Genomic DNA, 15,610 nt, shown 5'->3' on the forward strand with positions numbered 1-15,610 from the left:
TGGCGGGCCGGTCAGCGGGGCGTGAGCCGGATGACGGGGATCTCCCGGTCGGTCGTCTCCTCGTACCGGCGGAACTGGTCCGCAGCGGCGGTGATCTGCTGCCAGGCCTGCGCGCGCTCGGCGCCGTTCAGCTGCTCGGCTGTGACGTCGACCTTGCGGCCACCCTGCTCGACGCTGACCTGGTCGGGGTTCGCGGCGAGGTTGAGGTACCAGGCGGGGTTGGCGGCTGAGCCCCCGGCCGATGCCACGACGAGCCAGCTGCCGTCCGGGCCGGGGAACCAGGCGAGCGGGTTCAGGCGGGTCTGCCCGCTCTTGCGGCCGATGGTGGTCAGCACCAGGAGGTTCATTCCCATGGTCGGGCCCTTCCCGTTGCGCGCGCGGCGCATGAGCAGTCGGTTCATCACGCGAAACACGCGCCCGGGCAGCTTGAAACCACGGGTGCCGGTGGGGTGGGTGAAGCTCATGACCGGGCCTTCCTGTCAGGACTTGGGGGTCAGGCGGATGACGGGGATCTCCCGGTCGGTCGCCGTCTCGTACTTGCGGAACCCCGCCGCCTCGGTGGTGATCTGCTGCCACGCCTGCTCGCGGTCGGCACCGTGCAGCTCTTCAGCTGTGACCTCGACCTTGCGGCCGGCCAGCTCGACGGTCGCCTCGTCCGGGTGGGCCGCGAGGTTGAGGTACCAGGCCGGGTTCGCCTTGGCCCCGGCGGCCGACGCCGCGATCAGCCAGGTGCCACCCGGACCGGTGAAGTAGCCGACGGGTGTTGAGCGCGGCTCACCGCTCTTGCGCCCGATCGTGGTCAGGACCAGCAGGTTCATTCCCATGGTCTTGCCGTCGGCCCGCCGGGCGCGACGTGCGACGAGCCGGTTGATCCAGTTGGACGACCGGCTCGGCTGCCGGGCGCCGCGCGTGCCGGTGGGATGGGTGAAGCTCATGACGTTGCCTTCCGATCGGAAACGTTCGTGGCATGAACTATACATGGCAATAACTATTGCTGCTGTGTACATTAGGGGGGTGAGGATCAACGAGACGACCGGGATTCTGGGCTGCGCCCCGCATGGCCTCGGCGGGCTGCCCGACCTCGCGGAGCTCGCCATCGTGATCACGGCCACCGTCGCGCGGGTCGCCGAGGACCACGACCTCACCCCGATGCAGAGCCGGCTGCTCTGCGGTCTTGGCGAGCCCCGGCGCATGGTCGATCTGGCTGAGTTCCTCGGGGTCGAGAAGCCGGCGCTCACCGGTCTCGTCGACCGGGCCGAGCGGCGCGGGCTGGTTGAGCGGGCGGCGGTCCCGGGCGATCGGCGTGCCATCCAGGTGACGGTGACGGGCGACGGTGCCCAGGCGATGCTCGCCTTCGAGGCCGGGGTCGAGAGCGCGCTCGACGAGCTGCTCGCGCCGCTCCCCACCAAGGACCGTGCGGAGTTCCGCCGGCTGACGTCCGCCATCGTCGAGGCGGCACGCACGCCCTCGCCCTGACTGCGGCAGCTCGCCTCGCCAGCTCGGCACTTTGCCTCGAGGTCGGCTCAGGCCTGGACCGACCTCGGTGCAGACTGCCGACCTCGCAGGAGGACCTACCATCAGCTGGTGCTGCGAATCTCCGATGTTGCCTACCTTGTCCGCGACTATGACGAGGCGATCGTCTTCTTTGTCCAGACCATTGGGTTCGCCCTGCGGGAGGACGAGACGAACGCGGCCGGCCGGCGCCGGGTCGTCGTCGGCCCCGCGGACGGCGGGACCGGGCTGGTGCTCGCGCTGGCGGACGACGCGGCCGACACGTCTCCGGTGGTCGGCAACCAGGCCGGCGGGAAGGTCGCGTTCTTCCTCGAGACGGACGACTTCACCGCACAGCACGCGCGCATGACGGCGGCAGGCGTGACGTTCCGCGAGGAGCCGCGCCACGAGGTCTACGGCACGGTCGCGGTCTTCGAGGACCTCTACGGAATGCCGTGGGACCTGATCCAGCCCGCCGCACAGAGCTGACGCTCAAGGCTGAAGGCCCCCGCGGCGGACCTCGGGAGCCTTCAGCCTTACCGCGGGAGCGTCAGTCGCAGTGTTCGAACGGGCTGGTGTAGGCGGTGCCGCCCACCGAGCCGCCCCACCTGACACAGGTCCCGGGAGCGGACCGCTTGACCGGCCCCGCGTAGTACGAGTAGCTGCCGGAGTCGGTGGTGCGGGACGCTCCCTCAGGCTCCAGGAAGGCCGAGACCGCACTCGGGGTTCCGAGGTTGGTGGACTTCAGGGTGGCCACGCAGTTGTTGCCGTTGCCGGAGTTGTACAGCAGGTAGGTCCGACCCACGCTGCCGAGCGCGGCCTGGTCGATCACCACGAAGCCGCTGCCGCAGACCTCCTCCGGCGTGTACGGGTTGGTCCCGCCACCGCAGGCGTTGGTGCTGGTGATCGCCTTCTTCTGCCCGAGCGAGACGGTCACGCCCTCGACGGTGGGGCTGGTGTCGACGACGCCGGACGAGTTGCGCTGCTCGTAGTGCAGGTGCGGCGCCGTCGTGCCGGTGGCTCCGACGGTCCCGATGACGGTGCCCTGGCTGACCGCCATGGTCTGTCCGGGGGTGCGCACCATCGTGGCGAGGTGGGCGTAACGCGTGCGGGTGCCGTCGCTGTGCACGATCTGCACCCACTGGCCGTAGCCGGGGCTGCCCGCGTTGGCGAAGGTGGCGGTGCCGCCGGCCGTGGCGCGGACCGTCTCGCCGCCCACGGCGTCGCCTTCGTAGCTCTGCCAGTCGATGGAACCGGCAGGGTTGTGGCTCGGGGTCCAGTTGTTGGCGTAGAACGTCTTGCTGCAGCTGAACGGCGACTTGTGGGCGATGGCCAGCGCGCCGACGTCGTCCGATGCGGTGGCTGAGGCCGCCGGGGTGGTGACGAGGGCGAGAGCGGCCATGGCCGCGAGCGCCCAGTGCTTGATGAGTGCCCGGTGCTTGGCGGATCTTCTGCGGAACGGGGAGATGACTGACATTAGTGCTCTCCATCCTGGGGTCCGGCTCTTGGTCTGACGCACGGTCTGACGCAGGAAGGCTGGCACGTGTCGCGGGCGGTGCCCATGGGTAGGGCTCCCCTGGACGGCGCTGGGCGGAGGGTCGCCTGATTTCTCCCTCGGCGTACCTCAGTGCGTTGACGTTGACACCGGCTACTTGACGATGCACCGTGCGAAACATGACCCACATCGAGGCGCCCGGCCGATCCTCGCCGCCAGAGCTGCTGGTGCTCCACTCGGTCCGGATACAGGGCATGGCCGACGACGACGCCGTCGCCGTGCGGTTCGGCCTCGACGAGGCGGAGACGCGCGAGATCCTGCTGGACGACGAGGCGTACGGCTGGATCAGGCAGGCGGCGTTCGGCGGCACGGCCGGCTGGTCGATGACGGAGCGGGGCCGCGCCGAGGACGACCGGCGGCTGGCCGAGGAGCTGGCGGATGCGGGTGCCCGGCCCGTCGTCGAGCGGGTGCACGAGGCGTTCGGGCCGCTGAACACCCGCCTGCTGGCGGCGTGCACGGACTGGCAGGTGCGGCCGGAGGGCGGCAACCGGCTGACCCCGAACCCGCACACCGACCCGGAGTGGGACGCCCGGGTCCTGGCGGAGCTTGATGCGCTGGACGACGGGCTGGCACCGCTGGTCACCGAGCTGGCCTCGGCGCTCGCCCGGTTCGAGGGCTACGACACGCGGTTCTCCGCGGCGCTCGCCCGGGCCCGAAGCGGGCGGGGCGAGTGGGTGACCGGTACCGGCATCGGGTCGTGCCACGTGGTCTGGATGGAGCTGCACGAGGACCTGGTCTCGACGCTCGGGGTCCAGCGGGGGGCATAGCGGTTCGCGCGGCCGGCCGAGACGGAGACGCACGAGGTCCTGGTGACGCACGCGTTCCAGGTGGCCTGGCTGCTGCGGCACGCGCTGGACGCGCCGCCGGCCCGGTGGCTGGGCCCGAACAGCGGCAACGCGGCCCTCACGGTGATCCAGTACCGCGACCGCCTGCCGCCGACGGTTGTGCTGTTCAACGACATGGGCCACCTGCCGGAGGACCTGCGCTGGACGGGTTTCCCGCCGTCGGCCCGCCCCTGACGCGGGCGGCGGGCCTGCGTCAGGTTCCGGCCATGGCCGGGCGGGGGCGGGGTCGGAGCACCGCCGTGGTGGCGCGGTCCGGTGCGGCCTCCTCGACGAGCTCGTCGACGACGTCCTCCAGCGCTTCGAGCACCTCCGGCATCGCAGCAGCGATGGCGGCAGGGGTGGCGTCGGGCCGGTCGTAGGTCGAGTCGAGCAGCCGCTCCGCGGCGTCCAGGACGGTCTCCATCCGCTCCGGCTCGGTGAGCCCGATGGCGAGCGAACCTGTCACCACGGTCTCGAAACCTGCGACGATCTCGTCCGTCGCCGTGTCCCGGACCAGTCCGTGCGCCTGCATGATCGAGACGATCCGATGCAGCCCACGTCCGGGAATCTCTCGGCCCTTCGACTGGCCGGGGATGTCCATGGCCTGCGGCGCCAAGTCTGGGTTCTCCAGCACGGCCGAGATCTCGCGCCGCACCACGCGTCCCACACTCAGGTGGGTCTTGCCGGTGCGGAGGTCGTCCGCAAGATCGGCCAGCAGCTTGGCCATCTCGAGCTGCAGGACGGCGTCCCGGAGCCTGGCCTTGGTCGGCCAGTACAGGAAAACCGTCCCCTTGCCGACACCGGCGCGCGCGGCGACGGCGTCGACGGTCGTGCGCTCCGCCCCGTCGAGACGGAACTGCGCTCGGGCCGCGGCCAGGATCGCCTCCGCGCGGTCTTGCACCGGACGTGCCATGACACCTTCCCTTCGACCTGCGCCATCGTAGTCGCCGGTTCTTGACTGGCGAAACATTCCCAGTCAATAATGGCGGTACAACATTCGCCAGAGAGGGATCAACATGAACAAGCCGCGCGCACTGATCGTCGGGATGGGTGTCGGGGGACTGGCCACCGCACTGCGTCTGCACGACATCGGCTGGGAGTCCGTGATCGTCGAGCGGACACCCGAACGCCGCGGTGCCGGGTACTTCGTCGGGATGTTCGGCACCGGGCGATCGGCCGCGGCCCGCCTTGGTGTGCTGGACGCCATCGGCAACCGGACCGACCCGACGTCGATCACCTACGACGTCGAACGGGACGGACGCCGCCGTCCGGGCATGGGCTACGGAGACCTGCCCGGCGGGCCGCAGCTCATCCTGCGCGGCGACATCGAGGGCGCCCTGTACGACGCCGCCGCGCCGCTGGCCGCCATGCGGTTCGGCACCACACCGGTTGCGATCGAGGAGCACGCCGCCGGCGTCGACGTCACGCTGCGCACCACGGTGGCTGGCGCCGCGGGCGAGCAGAGCACCAAGACCACCGAACGGTTCGACCTCGTCGTTGGGGCCGACGGCCTGCGGTCCACGGTGCGCCGCCTGGCATTCGGCCCGGACGTCGACTACCTACGGCCGTTCCACCACATCATCGGCGTCTCGCTCCTGCAGGAGCCGGTGCCTGGTTTCAGGCAGACGGACGGTCTGATCCTCGCCGAGCCCGGCCGGTCGGTGTGGGTCTTCCCGTTCATCAACCACCAGCCCACCGTCCTGTTCAACTACCGCACCGACGACGAGGACGGGCAGTTCCGCCGTCCGCCCATCGAGTCGCTGCGCCGCGCTTTCGGCCCCGAGCCCGCCGGGCCTGTGCTGGGCAACCTCCTGGACCAGTTCGAGGCGGCCGCCGAACCGCTGTTCGACTCCGTCCACCAGGTCAAGATGCCGAGCTGGCACACCGACCGCGTGGTGCTGCTCGGTGACGCGGCCTGGTGCCTCACGCTGTACTCCGGCATGGGCGCCTCCAGCGCGCTGGCCGGCGCTGACCTGCTCGGCACCGTGCTGCAGCGCAACCCCGGCAGCCCGGCGCGCGCGCTGCGCGAGTGGGAGATGCGGATGCGGCCCTTCATCGGGGCTCATCAGAACAACGGTCGCCGGGACCTGGTGCATTTCGTGCCGCAGACCCGCCGGGACAAGTCGACCCGGACACTGACCCAGACGCTCCTTGGCAACCCGACGGGCAAGCGCATCATGCAAAGGATCATCGCTCCCCATTTCCAGGAGAAGTCGATAGACGTAGCCGCGGCCTGACCCGCCCGTTGAGTGCTGGGTACACCCAGCACTCAACGGGTCGGGCGATCAGTCAGCCGAGCGGATCATGGCGCGGACGCCGACCACCAGACCGAGGGCGGCCGTGGCTATCGCCGCCACCCAGCCCCAGGCGACCGTCGCCGACAGGACGTCGCCCGCGAAGGCCGCACGGCCCGAGTCGACGACGTAGCGCAGCGGGTTGACCGTCGAGACGGCGCGCATCCACGCCGGCCCCGAGTCCAGGGGCAGGAGCATGCCCGACAGCAGCATGACCGGGAACAGCACGGTCTGCTGCACCACCCAGAACATCCACTCCTGCTTGCGCACCGCCAGGGCCAGCGCGTACGACAGGGAGCCGATGCCGATACCGAGCACCGCGAGCTGCAGCAGCGTGAGCACCGCCCCGACGGGGTCCGGGCGCAGGCCGAACCCCAGCATCACGACCAGGACGACGGCGGACTGCGCGATGATCGGCACCATCTCCTTCAGCGCGCGGCCCACAAGCTGAGCCGGGCGGGAGAGGGGGGTGACCAGCATCCGCTCGTGCACGCCGGAGGTGAGGTCGAGCTGCAGGTTGGAGCCCGTCACCGACGTACCGAAGAGGGTGGTCATCGCCAGCACGGCGGGCACGAACCACAGCCAGACGTCGGTGCCGAGCGCCGCGCCGGCCGACCCGACGAGCAGCGGGCCGAACAGCCCAAGGAACACGAGCGGCTGCACCAGGCCGAACAGGACCGAGAACGGGTCGCGCGCGACGGGCCGCAGCTCCCGGACCAGCACGATCCGGGTGTCCCGCAGGAAGCTGCGGCGGGGGAGCGGCCGGCGGCCGGCGCTCGTCGAGTAGGGGGTCAGGTCCGGGGAGACGGTCGCGGCGCTCATGCCAGGACCTCCTTCTTGGTCGGTTCGGTGGTGGCGGCGCTGGTCGTGCTGGCGGCCGGGGCGTGGACCGCGTTCTCGCGGAGGCTGCGGCCCGTCAGGCCGAGGAAGACGTCGTCGAGCGTGGGCCGCGCGACGTCCACACGGCTCACCTCGATGCCGAGCGCGTCCGCCGCCCGGAGCAGCACCGGGGTGGCACCCGGCCCGTCCGCGGTGCGGATCTCGACGGCGGCTGTCGCGGCGTCGGTACCTGCGCCGGCCTGGACCCGGACCGACCGGGTGCCGGGCGCGCGCTCTGCGACACCGGCCAGCGCCGCCGTGTGTTCCGTGGCGACCCGGAGGGTGACGAGGTCGCCCGCCAGGTCGGCCTTCAGGGCGTCAGCGGTGTTGTCGGCGATGACCTGCCCGTGGTCCACCACGATGACGCGCTCGGCGAACGTGTCGGCCTCGTCGAGGTAGTGCGTGGTGAGCACGATGGTCATGGGTGTGGACGCCGCGGTGCGCATCCGCAGGATGTGCTCCCAGAGGTTGGCGCGGTTGTGCGGGTCCAGGCCGGTCGACGGCTCGTCGAGGAACAGCAGCGACGGCTCGTGGACCAGGCCGACCGCCACGTCGAGGCGGCGCCGCTGCCCGCCCGACAGGCTGTCGACCTTGCGGTCGCCCTGCTCGGTCAGGTCGAGGGCCTCGAGCAGCTCGGCGGCGCGGGCCCGGGCCGTGCGCCGGTCGAGGCCGTAGATCTCGCCCTGGGTGACGAGCTCGTCGCGCACGTGCTGGGCCGCGCCGCCGGCGCCGCCCTGGCCCACGTAGCCGATCGCGGAACGCACCCGGTCGGGGTGGGTGACGACGTCGTACCCGGCGACCTCCGCGGTGCCCGACGTCGGCGGGATGAGCGTGGTCAGCATGCGCAGGGTTGTGGTCTTGCCGGCGCCGTTGGGGCCGAGCACGGCCACCAGCTCGCCCGGCTCGACGTCGAGCGAGATGCCACGCACGGCGTGGACGGTGTTGGTGCGGCTCACCACGAAGTCCTTGGTGAGTGCTCGGGTGCGGATCACGATGTCTCCTTGCGGTCGGTGCCTGCGGTCTTGATCACGTGCACCAGTTTTCCGGCAGTAGCGGTCAGTTCCTGTCCTCTACTGCGTGCGATCCTGAATTCATGCTCGAGACCTCCGGACGCCTCCTCGCCCTCCTCTCGCTGCTCCAGGCCCGCCGGGACTGGCCCGGCGGGCTCCTCGCCGACCGCCTCGGCGTCAGCCCGCGCACGGTGCGGCGCGACGTCGACCGGCTGCGTGAGCTCGGCTACCCCGTCAACGCCACCAAGGGGCCCGACGGCGGCTACCGCCTCGACGCCGGCGCCGAGCTGCCACCCCTGCTGTTCGACGACGAGCAGGCGGTCGCCGTGGCCGTCGCGCTGCGCACGGGCGCGATCCCCGGGGCCGAGGAGGGCGCCTTGCGCGCGCTGGCCACGATCCGACAGGTCATGCCCGCGCGGCTGCGGGCGCGGCTGGACGCGCTCGAGGTGACCACCGTGCGGCGTCGGGCAGGACGCGACGAGGCGGCCGTGGACCCGGATGCGCTCCTGGCGCTCGGCTCGGCCTGCCAGGCCCGCGAGGTCGTGCGGTTCGACTACGAGGGCGGGACCATGGCCGCCATCGGCGAGGGCGACCGGGCGTTCCGGCCGCCGCGCCGGGTCGAGCCCCACCACCTCGTGGTCTCCGACGGGCGCTGGTACCTCGTCTCGTTCGACCTCGACCGGGACGACTGGCGGCTCTTCCGGGTGGACCGCATGACATTGCGGTCCGGGACCGGCCCGCGGTTCACCCGCCGGGAGGTCCCCGGCGGGGACGTGGCGGGCTTTGTTGCCTCCCGATTCACCGGGCCGCCGTCGCCCGCGCAGGGCGCGGCGGTGTTCCACGCCCGGGCCGCCGACATCGTGCCGTGGGTCGGCGCCCAGGGCCTGTGCGAGCCGCTGCCCGACGTCGACGGCGCACCCCGGTGCCGGGTGGTGCTGGGCTCGTGGTCCTGGGGCGGCCTGGCCTGCCGGTTCGGCGCCTTCGACGTTCCGTTCGAGGTGACGGGCCCGCCCGAGCTCGTCGACGCGGTCCAGCAGCTGGCCGGCCGCTATGCGGCGGCGGCTCCGGGCGGGGCGTGAGCCGCGGGTGCGGACGCAGTAGGTTGTGCCCGTTCCCTGCCGAGCTGTTCGCCGATCGACAAGAGAGTGTGCGCATGACAAATCTGACCGACTTCAGCGAAGACGAGCTCGACCAGATCCTGGACGCGCCGGGAGCAGTGCTCAAGGGTGCGACCCTCGCCGACGGGCAACCGGGGGCGATCCGGTTCGTCCGGGAGGCCGCGTCCGGCGCCAAGGTGTTCCGGGAGGCGCAGCAGCACGAGAACGCCTTCATCCAGTCCGTGGCGATCGCGCTGCGCGACCGGCTCAAGGAGGACGAGCGGGCCCAGCTGGAGGAGCCGGAGGAGGCCGACGACGAGGCAGTCGCGCCCGCGGAGGTCGCCGCGTCGGCCGAGGCGCCCACGCGGAACGAGCGGGTGCGCCCCGACCCGGAGCGGGAGACGGCCAGGGCGGTCGAGCTGACCGAGGCCTCGATCGCGCTGCTGAAGGCGCGGGCCGACCAGCAGGACGTCGACGCGTACGCGGAATGGCTCGTCCGGATCGCCACGAAGGTCGTGGGGGCCACGTCGTCCAGGGAGGGCGGCTTCTTCAGCAAGCGGCTCGCGGTCTCTGCGAGCGAGCAGGCCTACATCGACCGCGTCACGGCCGCCGCCGCCCACTGACCCGCCCACTGACCCGCCCACTGACCGGTCACGCCGAGCGGTGGCGCGTGTACTCCAGCTCCGGGCGGCCGCGGGCGCCGTAGCGGGGCGCGCGGGTGGCGACCCCGGCGTCGGCGAGGAACTCCAGGTAGCGGCGCGCAGTGATGCGCGCCAGGTGGAGCTCGTCCGCCACCTCGCTCGCCGACAGCGCGCCCGGTCGGCGGGCGAGCAGGTCGGACACGGCGTCCAGCGTGTCCTGGGACAGCCCCTTGGGGAGGCCTGCGGCGTTGGAGGTGCGCAGCGCCGCGAACGCCGTGTCCACCTCGCGCTGGCTGAGCGTCGAGACGGGCGAGCGCATCTGCTCGAAGTACTTGCGGTACGCGCCGAGCTTCTCGGCGAACAGAGCGAACGTGAACGGCTTGATGAGGTATTGCACAACGCCGATGGCCACCGCCTCGCGCACCGTCTCCAGCTCGCGGGCCGCGGTCACCGCGATGACGTCGACCACCAGCCCGGCCGCGCGCAGCTGACGGCACAGGACCAGCCCGTGCAGGTCCGGCAGGTGCATGTCCAGCAGGAGCAGGTGCACCTCAGGGCCGCCGGCCTGGGCGTCGCGCAGCGCGCGGACGGTCTCGCTCGCGGTGTGCACCACCCCGGCGAGCTCGAAGCCCGCCACGCGGCGCACGTACTCGCCATGTGCCTCGGCGGTGCGGTGGTCGTCCTCGACGACCAGGACCCGGATCATTGCCGGCTCACCGACCCGCTCACCCGGGCGGACGACGCCGGTGGTCCCGGCGGCCCGACGGCGGGCGGCCGGGGGAGCGTGACCGTGAAGACGGCCCCGGCGCTCGTGCCGGACCCCTGGGACACCTCGATGTCGCCGCCGAAGCTCTCCACGACCTGGCGCACGAGCGCCAGACCGTAACCGCGGCCGCCCGCCGCGGCGTCCTTGGTGCTCCAGCCGCGGTCGAAGATGCGGTCCAGGTCGGCCTCGGCCACACCGGGCCCGCTGTCGGAGACCTGGAACACCAGGGAGCCGTCGTCGCCGTTGGCGAGGTACACCTCGACCCAGGCCTCGGTGGCCTGTTCGGCGGTGTCGTCCAGGGCGTGGGCCGCGGCGGCGTCGATAGCGTTGTCGATCAGGTTGCCCAGGATGGTCACCACATCCACGGGCTCCAGCCAGTGCGTGCCCGGCGCGATGTGCGTCTCGAAGTGCATCTCCACGGCACGTTCGCGGGCCTGCGCGGCCTTGCCGAGCACGAGCGCCGCGATCACCGGCTCGTCGATCGCCTTGACGACGCGGTCCGTGAGCCGCTGGCCCAGGTCGCGCTCCCCGGCGACGAAGCGCAGGGCCTCGTCGCTGCGGCCCAGCTCGATGAGCGTGGCGATGGTGTGCAGCCGGTTGCTGAAGTCGTGGGTCTGGGCGCGCAGCGCCTCCGAGATGGTGCGCACCGAGGACAGCTCGCCGGTGACCCGCTGCAGCTCCGTGCGGTCGCGCAGGGAGACGACCTCGCCGACGTTCCGGCCCGCCGCCGCGGCGGTGTCCCGGCCCACCAGCAGCACCCGGTCGCCGACCCGGACAGGCCCCTCCGGCACGTTGCCGACCAGGAGGTCGTGGACTTCCGCCGACAACCGCTCGTCGGTCACGGAGAACGGGGCAGCGAGCTCCGGGACCTCCAGCAGGCGCAGCGCCTCGTCGTTGGCGAGGACCACCGTGCCGTCCTCGACGAGCAGCAAACCCTCCTCGACCGAGTGCAGCACCGCCTCGTGCGCCGTGAACAGGTGGGCCAGCTCGTCCGGGCCCTTGCTCTCCGTGATCCGGTCCAGCCGGCGGGCGAGCAGGCTCGCGGCCACCGCGCCCACGCCGAACGCGAGGAGCGTCCCGATCCCGACGATGACCAGGCGCAAGCGGATGCTGTCCCACAGCCGGTCGAGCGTCACCCCGGCCGACACGAGCCCGACGATCTCGCCGTCTTCCGTCACGACGGGGACGACGGCGCGCACCGACGGCCCGAGCGTGCCGTCGTAGACCTCGGTGAACGTCTGGCCGGTCAGGGCCGGGGCGATGGTGCCGACAAAGGGCTGCCCGATCTGAACCGTGTTGGGGTGCGTGTAGCGGGTCCGGTCCGTGTCCATGACGGTCAGGTAGTCGATGTCGGTAGACGCCATGACGCGCTCGGCATACGGCTGGAGCAGGTCCGACGCCTCGGCGACCGAGTCGGCGCGGTCCTCCTGACCGGCCGCGTGCGCGTTCGCCACCGTGTCGATGACCAGCGACTCCGCTGCGACGGTGGCCGCGAGGTCTCTGCTCTCCTTGCCCGCGTACGTCTGCGCCGTCGACCTGGCGTCGAGCACCAGGAGCCCGAACACCACCACGGCACCGGCGAACAGCAGCGCCGTGTGCACCGCGAGGAACCACCTCGCGATGCTCGCACCCCGTCGCTGCGCCACGGACCCATTGTGGCCCGGGTTTCGCGGCGCGGATGACCCGCGCGAGAACACTATGTACGCAATGGTGAGGTTCGCCACGGTCGCCAGCACTCTTGACGCGGACATCCACAGCGTTGTGAGAGGAAAAGACCATGGCGGAAAACCAGACCGTCGGCCCGGGAACGACCCCGCGCCGCCGGCTCGACAAGAGCCACTACCTGTACATCGCGGTGATCATCGCCGTCGTCGCCGGCGTCATCGTGGGACTCGCGTCGCCCGAGACCGGGGTGGCGCTCAAGCCGCTCGGCACCGGGTTCGTCGCACTGATCAAGATGATGATCTCCCCGGTCATCTTCTGCACCATCGTGCTCGGCATCGGTTCCATCGCGAAGGCCGCGACCGTGGGTCGGGTGGGCGGCCTGGCGCTGCTCTACTTCATCGTCATGTCGACGTTCGCGCTCGTGATCGGCCTGGTCGTCGGCAACGTGCTGCACCCGGGCGAGGGGCTGTCCATCGCGGGCACCACCTACGAGGCCGAGGGCGAGGCGTCGACCCTCGTGGACTTCGTGCTCGGGATCATCCCCACCACGCTGGTCTCGCCGCTCACCGGCGACTCCGTGCTGCAGACCCTGTTCGTGGCCCTGCTCGTCGGCTTCGCCATCCAGCAGCTCGGCGCTCGCGGCAAGCCGGCGCTCGACGCGGTGCGGCTGATCCAGTCGATCGTGTTCCGCGTCCTGACCATGATCCTGTGGGTCGCGCCGGTCGGTGCGTTCGGCGCGATCGCCGGCGTCGTCGGCGAGACCGGGTGGGGCGCCGTCGTCGCGCTCGCCACGTTGATGATCGGGTTCTACGTGACCTGCATCCTGTTCATCGTGCTCGTGCTGGGCACCGTGCTGCGGCTCGTGTCGGGTGTGAACATCTTCCGGCTCATGAAGTACCTGGCGCGGGAGTACCTGCTGATCGTCAGCACGTCGTCGTCCGAGGCGGCCCTGCCGCGCCTCATCTCCAAGATGGAGCACCTGGGCGTCTCCAAGCCGGTCGTGGGCATCACCGTGCCGACGGGCTACTCGTTCAACCTGGACGGCACGGCGATCTACCTGACCATGGCGTCGCTGTTCATCGCCTCCGCCATGGGCACTCCGCTTTCGATCCCCGAGCAGATCGGCATGCTCGCCTTCATGATCATCGCCTCCAAGGGTGCCGCGGGCGTCACCGGCGCCGGCCTGGCGACCCTGGCCGGCGGCCTGCAGACCTACCGTCCCGACCTGGTCGACGGTGTGGGCCTCATCGTCGGCATCGACCGCTTCATGTCCGAGGCCCGGGCGCTGACCAACTTCACGGGCAACGCCGTGGCCACGGTGGTCATCGGCACCTGGACCAAGGAGATCGACCAGGAGCGCGTAGGTGCGGTCCTGTCCGGCTCGCTCCCGTTCGACGAGAACTCGGTGGACGACTCGCACGGCGGTTCGGACGACTCCGCGAACAGCGCGCCGGATGCCCAGGACGTCGCCACCAACAGCGCGCCCGCGGGCCAGAACGACGGCCCGCGCGCCAAGGCGACAGAGCCCACGGCGGTCTGACCGGCGGCAAGACCGACGGCGGTCGAGGCACTCTGGGGGTGCCTCGGCCGCCGTCTCTTTTCTTCTCTCCAGATATGGACGTGGCGTACACATCTGTGGTTATATGAACGCACGGTCCACATCAGAACCAACGGGAGCAAGCCATGAGCACCAACACCAGCAGCACTCGCGTCGCCCTCGTCACCGGCGGGTCCGGCGGTATCGGCCGCAGCGTCGTCGAGCGGCTCGCCGCCGACGGCTTCGCGGTGGCCGTCCACTACGCAGGCAACGAGGCCAGGGCGGACGAGGTCGTCGCCGCGGTCCAGGCCGCCGGCGGGCAGGCGATCGCCGTCGGCGGGGACGTCGCCGACGAGGTGGCGATGGCCGCCGCGTTCGACGCCACCGAGGCCGCGTTCGGCGGGATCGACGTCGTCGTGAACACCGCCGGGATCATGATTCTCGGCCCCGTCGCGAGCTTCGACCTGGCCGACCTCGACCGCATGCACCGCACCAACATCCGCGGCTCGTTCGTCGTCGCCCAGCTGGCGGCCGCCCGCGTCCGGTCGGGCGGCGCGATCATCGGCTTCTCCACGAGCCAGACCCGCCTGCAGCACCCGGGCTACGCCCCGTACGCCGCGTCGAAGGCCGCCGTCGAGGCGCTCACCCTGGTCCTGGCGCGCGAGCTGCGCGGCAAGGACATCACCGTCAACGCCGTAGCACCCGGGCCTACCGCCACGCCGCTGTTCCTGGACGGCAAGGACGAGCAGACCATCAACACCCTCGCCCGGCTCGCGCCCCTGGAGCGGCTCGGCACCCCCGCCGACGTCGCCGAGACCGTCGCCTTCCTGGCCGGACCCGGCCGCTGGGTCAACGGGCAGACCGTCTTCATCAACGGCGGCATCGCCTGACCGGCGGCCGTCAGCTCAGCACACACAAGCCTTCAGACACGAACCACCTGACACGAGGAGCAGAAAAATGAGCAACGTCATCGTCATCACCGGAGCCTCCTCCGGCTTCGGAGCCCTCACGGCCCGCGCCCTGGCGGCGGCGGGTGACACCGTCTACGCGGGCATGCGGCAGACCGAGGGGCGTAACGCCCCGCAGGTCGAGGCCGCGCAGGCCTGGTCGGCCGAGCACGGGGCCGACCTGCGCGCCATCGAGCTCGACGTGAACTCCCAGGAGTCGGTCGACCGCGCCGTCGCGCAGATCCAGGCCGAGCACGGCCGCATCGACGTGCTGATCCACAACGCCGGCCACATGGTCGTCGGGCCCACCGAGGCGTTCACCCCGGAGCAGCTCGCCGAGCTGTACGACGTCAACGTCCTCTCCACCCAGCGCGTGAACCGGGCGGTCCTGCCCGGCATGCGCGGCCGTGGTGAGGGGCTCGTGGTCTGGGTGTCCAGCACCAGCGTCAAGGGCGGCACCCCGCCTTACCTGGCGCCGTACTTCGCGGCCAAGGCGGGCATGGACTCGCTCGCCGTGTCGTACGCCGGGGAGCTGGCCCGCTGGGGCGTCGAGACGTCGATAGTGGTGCCCGGCTCGTTCACGAGCGGCACCAACCACTTTGCGCACGCCGGACGCCCGGCCGACGGCGACGTCGAGGCCGCCTACGAGACCCGGTACGCCGGGCTGATGGGCCAGGTCGCCGAGAAGCTCGCGGCGCTGGCCCCCGAGGGGGCGTCCGCCTCGCTCGTCTCGGACGAGATCGCCCGCATCGTGGCCCTGCCCGCCGGGCAGCGGCCGTACCGGGTGCACATCGACCCGGCGAACGACGGCTCGGAAGCGGTCTCGGAGCTGGCCGACCGGACCCGCCGGGAGTTCCTCGCCCGCGTCGGCCTGGACGACCTGCTCACGGTCCACTGACCACTG

General features: G+C 71.5%; 17 protein-coding genes and 1 pseudogene. 10 read left to right on the forward strand and 8 right to left on the reverse strand.

The features are described from left to right. Window positions 1-11 precede the first annotated feature (11 nt). Complete coding sequence (locus AB1046_RS03340) at window positions 12-464, reverse strand: nitroreductase/quinone reductase family protein (RefSeq protein ID WP_369372383.1); 453 nt, start codon at window positions 462-464, stop codon at window positions 12-14. A gap of 15 nt (window positions 465-479) precedes the next feature. After that, window positions 480-935 carry a nitroreductase family deazaflavin-dependent oxidoreductase gene (locus AB1046_RS03345; RefSeq protein WP_369372384.1) on the reverse strand — a complete coding sequence of 152 codons (456 nt, stop codon included), beginning with the start codon at window positions 933-935 and terminating at the stop codon, window positions 480-482. 79 nt (window positions 936-1,014) lie between these two features. Here AB1046_RS03345 and AB1046_RS03350 point away from each other — a divergent pair, with 79 nt between their 5' ends. Together AB1046_RS03350 and AB1046_RS03355 are read left to right on the forward strand one after the other, a co-directional pair. Further along, window positions 1,015-1,476 carry a MarR family winged helix-turn-helix transcriptional regulator gene (locus AB1046_RS03350; RefSeq protein WP_369372385.1) on the forward strand — a complete coding sequence of 154 codons (462 nt, stop codon included), beginning with the start codon at window positions 1,015-1,017 and terminating at the stop codon, window positions 1,474-1,476. Window positions 1,477-1,584: 108 nt separating this feature from the next. Next, window positions 1,585-1,980 carry a VOC family protein gene (locus AB1046_RS03355; protein ID WP_369372386.1) on the forward strand — a complete coding sequence of 132 codons (396 nt, stop codon included), beginning with the start codon at window positions 1,585-1,587 and terminating at the stop codon, window positions 1,978-1,980. Window positions 1,981-2,041: 61 nt separating this feature from the next. On the opposite strand, the gene AB1046_RS03360 is transcribed toward AB1046_RS03355, so the two are convergent. Then, window positions 2,042-2,968, reverse strand: coding sequence for a M23 family metallopeptidase (locus tag AB1046_RS03360; RefSeq protein WP_369372387.1), 927 nt, complete (start codon window positions 2,966-2,968; stop codon window positions 2,042-2,044). Window positions 2,969-3,165: 197 nt separating this feature from the next. Between AB1046_RS03360 and AB1046_RS03365 the strand changes: the two genes are divergently transcribed. Continuing rightward, the gene (locus tag AB1046_RS03365) at window positions 3,166-3,813 is read left to right on the forward strand and encodes a transcriptional regulator (protein WP_369372388.1); all 648 of its coding nucleotides are present in this window, start codon (window positions 3,166-3,168) and stop codon (window positions 3,811-3,813) included. A gap of 36 nt (window positions 3,814-3,849) precedes the next feature. After that, window positions 3,850-4,065 (forward strand): annotated as a pseudogene (locus AB1046_RS03370) (histidine phosphatase family protein); the annotation flags it as partial. Between the two features lie 19 nt (window positions 4,066-4,084). Here the strand turns inward: AB1046_RS03370 and AB1046_RS03375 are convergent. Further along, window positions 4,085-4,783, reverse strand: a complete 699-nt coding sequence (locus tag AB1046_RS03375) for a TetR/AcrR family transcriptional regulator (protein WP_369372389.1) — start codon at window positions 4,781-4,783, stop codon at window positions 4,085-4,087. A 103-nt stretch (window positions 4,784-4,886) separates the two neighbouring features. Here AB1046_RS03375 and AB1046_RS03380 point away from each other — a divergent pair, with 103 nt between their 5' ends. After that, on the forward strand, window positions 4,887-6,107 hold the full coding sequence (locus AB1046_RS03380; RefSeq protein ID WP_369372390.1) for an FAD-dependent monooxygenase: 1,221 nt from the start codon (window positions 4,887-4,889) through the stop codon (window positions 6,105-6,107). A gap of 48 nt (window positions 6,108-6,155) precedes the next feature. Here AB1046_RS03380 and AB1046_RS03385 read toward each other — a convergent pair whose 3' ends face one another. Beyond that, on the reverse strand, window positions 6,156-6,986 hold the full coding sequence (locus AB1046_RS03385; RefSeq protein ID WP_369372391.1) for an ABC transporter permease: 831 nt from the start codon (window positions 6,984-6,986) through the stop codon (window positions 6,156-6,158). Continuing rightward, window positions 6,983-8,035: an ATP-binding cassette domain-containing protein gene (locus AB1046_RS03390; RefSeq protein WP_369372392.1), complete on the reverse strand. Its 1,053-nt coding sequence runs from the start codon at window positions 8,033-8,035 to the stop codon at window positions 6,983-6,985. Before AB1046_RS03390 ends, AB1046_RS03385 begins: the two co-directional genes overlap by 4 nt. Window positions 8,036-8,136: 101 nt before the next feature. Between AB1046_RS03390 and AB1046_RS03395 the strand changes: the two genes are divergently transcribed. Then, window positions 8,137-9,132, forward strand: coding sequence for a helix-turn-helix transcriptional regulator (locus AB1046_RS03395; RefSeq protein ID WP_369372393.1), 996 nt, complete (start codon window positions 8,137-8,139; stop codon window positions 9,130-9,132). A gap of 74 nt (window positions 9,133-9,206) precedes the next feature. Beyond that, complete coding sequence (locus tag AB1046_RS03400; protein ID WP_369372394.1) at window positions 9,207-9,773, forward strand: hypothetical protein; 567 nt, start codon at window positions 9,207-9,209, stop codon at window positions 9,771-9,773. Between the two features lie 28 nt (window positions 9,774-9,801). Here the strand turns inward: AB1046_RS03400 and AB1046_RS03405 are convergent, their stop codons facing one another. Both AB1046_RS03405 and AB1046_RS03410 read right to left on the reverse strand, forming a co-directional pair. Next, window positions 9,802-10,497: a response regulator gene (locus AB1046_RS03405; protein WP_369372395.1), complete on the reverse strand. Its 696-nt coding sequence runs from the start codon at window positions 10,495-10,497 to the stop codon at window positions 9,802-9,804. Next, window positions 10,494-12,203 carry an ATP-binding protein gene (locus AB1046_RS03410; protein WP_369372396.1) on the reverse strand — a complete coding sequence of 570 codons (1,710 nt, stop codon included), beginning with the start codon at window positions 12,201-12,203 and terminating at the stop codon, window positions 10,494-10,496. The genes AB1046_RS03405 and AB1046_RS03410 overlap by 4 nt, the downstream gene beginning before the upstream one ends. 131 nt (window positions 12,204-12,334) lie before the next feature. Between AB1046_RS03410 and AB1046_RS03415 the strand changes: the two genes are divergently transcribed. The 3 genes from AB1046_RS03415 to AB1046_RS03425 all read left to right on the forward strand — a co-directional run bounded on the left by AB1046_RS03415 (window position 12,335) and on the right by AB1046_RS03425 (window position 15,604). Continuing rightward, complete coding sequence (locus AB1046_RS03415) at window positions 12,335-13,762, forward strand: cation:dicarboxylase symporter family transporter (protein ID WP_369372397.1); 1,428 nt, start codon at window positions 12,335-12,337, stop codon at window positions 13,760-13,762. A gap of 143 nt (window positions 13,763-13,905) precedes the next feature. Then, window positions 13,906-14,649, forward strand: a complete 744-nt coding sequence (locus AB1046_RS03420; protein ID WP_369372398.1) for an SDR family oxidoreductase — start codon at window positions 13,906-13,908, stop codon at window positions 14,647-14,649. Window positions 14,650-14,716: 67 nt separating this feature from the next. Further along, complete coding sequence (locus tag AB1046_RS03425; protein ID WP_369372399.1) at window positions 14,717-15,604, forward strand: SDR family oxidoreductase; 888 nt, start codon at window positions 14,717-14,719, stop codon at window positions 15,602-15,604. The last annotated feature ends 6 nt before the right edge of the window (window positions 15,605-15,610 follow it).

Origin of the sequence: Promicromonospora sp. Populi (genome assembly GCF_041081105.1) — a bacterium.
Taxonomy (GTDB): domain Bacteria; phylum Actinomycetota; class Actinomycetes; order Actinomycetales; family Cellulomonadaceae; genus Promicromonospora.

Excerpts from the sequence above, each read along its gene's own strand:
- AB1046_RS03340 (WP_369372383.1), bottom strand. The coding sequence starts at position 464 with ATGAGCTTCACCCACCCCACCGGCACCCGTGGTTTCAAGCTGCCCGGG.
- AB1046_RS03345 (WP_369372384.1), bottom strand. The coding sequence starts at position 935 with ATGAGCTTCACCCATCCCACCGGCACGCGCGGCGCCCGGCAGCCGAGC.
- AB1046_RS03360 (WP_369372387.1), bottom strand. The coding sequence starts at position 2,968 with ATGTCAGTCATCTCCCCGTTCCGCAGAAGATCCGCCAAGCACCGGGCA.
- AB1046_RS03365 (WP_369372388.1), top strand. The coding sequence starts at position 3,166 with ATGACCCACATCGAGGCGCCCGGCCGATCCTCGCCGCCAGAGCTGCTG.
- AB1046_RS03375 (WP_369372389.1), bottom strand. The coding sequence starts at position 4,783 with ATGGCACGTCCGGTGCAAGACCGCGCGGAGGCGATCCTGGCCGCGGCC.
- AB1046_RS03380 (WP_369372390.1), top strand. The coding sequence starts at position 4,887 with ATGAACAAGCCGCGCGCACTGATCGTCGGGATGGGTGTCGGGGGACTG.
- AB1046_RS03385 (WP_369372391.1), bottom strand. The coding sequence starts at position 6,986 with ATGAGCGCCGCGACCGTCTCCCCGGACCTGACCCCCTACTCGACGAGC.
- AB1046_RS03395 (WP_369372393.1), top strand. The coding sequence starts at position 8,137 with ATGCTCGAGACCTCCGGACGCCTCCTCGCCCTCCTCTCGCTGCTCCAG.
- AB1046_RS03400 (WP_369372394.1), top strand. The coding sequence starts at position 9,207 with ATGACAAATCTGACCGACTTCAGCGAAGACGAGCTCGACCAGATCCTG.
- AB1046_RS03405 (WP_369372395.1), bottom strand. The coding sequence starts at position 10,497 with ATGATCCGGGTCCTGGTCGTCGAGGACGACCACCGCACCGCCGAGGCA.
- AB1046_RS03415 (WP_369372397.1), top strand. The coding sequence starts at position 12,335 with ATGGCGGAAAACCAGACCGTCGGCCCGGGAACGACCCCGCGCCGCCGG.
- AB1046_RS03420 (WP_369372398.1), top strand. The coding sequence starts at position 13,906 with ATGAGCACCAACACCAGCAGCACTCGCGTCGCCCTCGTCACCGGCGGG.
- AB1046_RS03425 (WP_369372399.1), top strand. The coding sequence starts at position 14,717 with ATGAGCAACGTCATCGTCATCACCGGAGCCTCCTCCGGCTTCGGAGCC.